The sequence below is a fragment of the Pseudomonas sp. SDO5532_S415 genome (assembly GCF_054071155.1).
In genome coordinates, this window is record NZ_JBSVWS010000321.1 from 1 (window position 1) to 2,694 (window position 2,694).

The 2,694-nt window shown below is 65.4% G+C and carries 1 protein-coding gene; it reads left to right on the forward strand.

The features are described from left to right. The first annotated feature begins 105 nt into the window (after positions 1-105). Entirely contained in the window at positions 106-2,619 is a 2,514-nt protein-coding gene (locus ACW9HW_RS29710; RefSeq protein ID WP_457402900.1) for a fused MFS/spermidine synthase, read from the forward strand. The last annotated feature ends 75 nt before the right edge of the window (positions 2,620-2,694 follow it).

The window sequence follows — 2,694 nt, forward strand, 5'->3', positions numbered from 1 at the left end:
CACAGGGATTTTCCGCTCACCAAAGATCTACTGTGGGAGCGAGCCTGCTCGCGAAGGGGCCGGTGCAGTCGCTGATGTATTTGAACCGGAACAAGGCAATCGGCAATGTCCTCACGCGTCACCAGCAAGTCGTCGGCCATACCCGCCCCTCACGTCGCCTCCCCGGCGCTGTTGATCCCTGCCCTGCTGCTGTTCGTTTCCGGTGCCGCGGCGCTGGTGTATCAGGTGTTGTGGATCAAGCAGCTGTCACTGGTGGTGGGCGTCGAGGTGTATGCCATCACCACGGGGATCAGCGCGTTTTTTGCCGGGCTTGCCCTGGGCGGCTTGCTCTTCGGGCGCTGGGCCGACCGCTTGCAGCAACCGGTCCTGCTGTATGCCGGGCTGGAAGTGCTGGTGGCGGTACTCGGTGTCGGCGCGACCTTCGCCATGAGCCTGGCGGCCCAGCCGTTTGCCTGGCTGGAACAGCAGATCGGTCTGCTGGCCTGGGTGCTGCCGTTTACGCTGGTCGGCCTTCCGGCGTTGCTGATGGGCGGCACGCTGCCGGTGCTGGTCCGCTCCCTGGCCAGCGATCCACAGCAACTGGGCAAGGCCGGCGGCCATCTGTATGCGGCGAACACCGCCGGCGCGATCGTGGGGACCCTGCTCGCCGCGTTTGTGCTGATTGCCACCCTGGGCGTACGTGGCAGCGCGCTGGCCGCCGCGATGCTCAACCTGCTGGCCGCCGCCGGTGCCCTGTGGTTCCAGCGCCAGCGTCCGCTACCGGTCGAAACGCCGACACGGCACCCTGCCGACAAGGCGCCGGACCGCCTGGCGCTGTGGCTGTATTCGATTGCCGGTGGTGTGGCCCTCGGTTACGAAGTGGTCTGGTCGCAATCGATCGTGCAGTTCATGAGCACCCGCACCTATGCCTTCGCCGTGGTATTGGCCACCTACCTCACCGGCCTGTTTCTCGGCAGCGCCCTGCTCGCCCGACGGGTCGACCGCCTGCGCGATCCCTGGGGCGTATTCGGTCTGCTGATCGCCGGTGCAGGGCTGATTGCGTTGCTGGAAATTGCTGTGCTCGGACGCTGGCTCGTGCTCGCGCAAAGCCTGGTCGAAGCCTGGGTGCTGTCGCTGGGTGCCAGTGAACTGGCGGGCATGTGCGCGCGCTTTGCCGTGGCGGCGTTGAGCATCGTCTTCGTGCCGACGGTGCTGCTGGGCGCGGCGTTTCCCGTGGCCCTGCGCTTGAGCGTCGGGCGCGAGCATGTGGGGCGCCATGTCGGTGAAGTCGTAGCGTTCAATACCCTCGGCGGCATCATCGGGGTGATGCTCTGCGGGTTCGTGCTGATCCCGTTGCTGGGGCTGGTGCGTACGTTGGGATTGCTGGCGATCATCGCTGCCGGGATCGGGTATTTCTCGGTGCGCAAGGGGCATGGGGTCAAGAAAGGCCGGCGTCAGGGCGTCATCGCGGTCGGCCTGCTGTCGGTGGCCGTGGCGCTGCTGACCCCGGTGAACAAACTGGCCAGCCTGCTGCCCGGTGCACGCAATGCCAGCCTGGCTTTTTACGAGGAAGGACGAGGCGGTACCGTTGCCGTGGTCACCCAGGGCAAGGGGCAGAAGGCCTTCCAGCGTTTGTACATCCAGGGTGTATCGAACACCGGCGATGCCATGCCGTCCCTGCGCTACATGCGCATTCAGGCGCTGTTGCCGCTGCTGATCCACAACGCCGAGCCTCGTTCAGCGCTGGTGATCGGCTTTGGCACCGGCATCACCGCCGGCGCCCTGACGCGCTATCCGGGCCTGGAGCACCGGGTCGTCGCCGAACTGCTGCCATCAGTGGTCAAGGCAGCGCCGTTGTTCAAGGGCAATTTCGATGCCGCCGCCGATCCGAGTATCGATGTGCGCCTGCGTGACGGTCGCCAGGAACTGCTGCGCAATCCGCAGCGTTATGACCTGATCACCCTCGAGCCACCACCGCCCTCCGCGGCCGGCGTGGTCAATCTGTATTCCCGGGACTTCTACCAACTGGCTGCCAGCCGCCTTCAGAGTCAGGGCCTGGTCGCCCAGTGGCTGCCGCTGCCGACGCAAAACATCAACGATTCGCGCTCGCTGGTGCGCAGTTTCCTCGATGTCTTCCCCTACGCCACGCTGTGGACCAGCGAGTTCCACGAGATGCTGCTGGTGGGCTCGCTGGAGCCGATCGAGCTGGATGTCGGGAAAATCAGTCAACGCTTCCAGCAGGACAGCGTGCGCGGCACCTTGCAGGATGTCGGTATCGGCTCGGCCGCCGCGTTGCTCGCCACCTGGGTGACCGATCGCACCGGCCTGGAGCGCTTTGCCGCTGACGCGCGTCCGGTGACCGATGATCAACCGCGCATCGAATATGCACCCTGGGTCCGGACCAAGGAGATCACCCGGGTGTTGCCGGCGCTGCTGGACTTGCACACTGCCGCGCCGCTGGTGAATGCCGATGCGGGTTTCAATGAGCGGATGAGCGCGCACCGGCAACGCCTGATGCAGTTCTATCGGGCGAGCCTGCATGCCTATGACGGCGATCGCGATGCCTGGGGCCGGGATATTCGTGAGGTGATGCGCGGGGATGGGGGGAATCCGTATTACCGGTGGTTTGTCGGGGAGTGATTCAGTGCCTGTCAGACTGCCTTCGCGAGCAGGCTCGCTCCCACATTTGATCTGGAGTGTTCCCGGATCCCCTGT

Coding starts and splice junctions, on each gene's coding strand:
- ACW9HW_RS29710 (WP_457402900.1), top strand. CDS start 106: ATGTCCTCACGCGTCACCAGCAAGTCGTCGGCCATACCCGCCCCTCAC.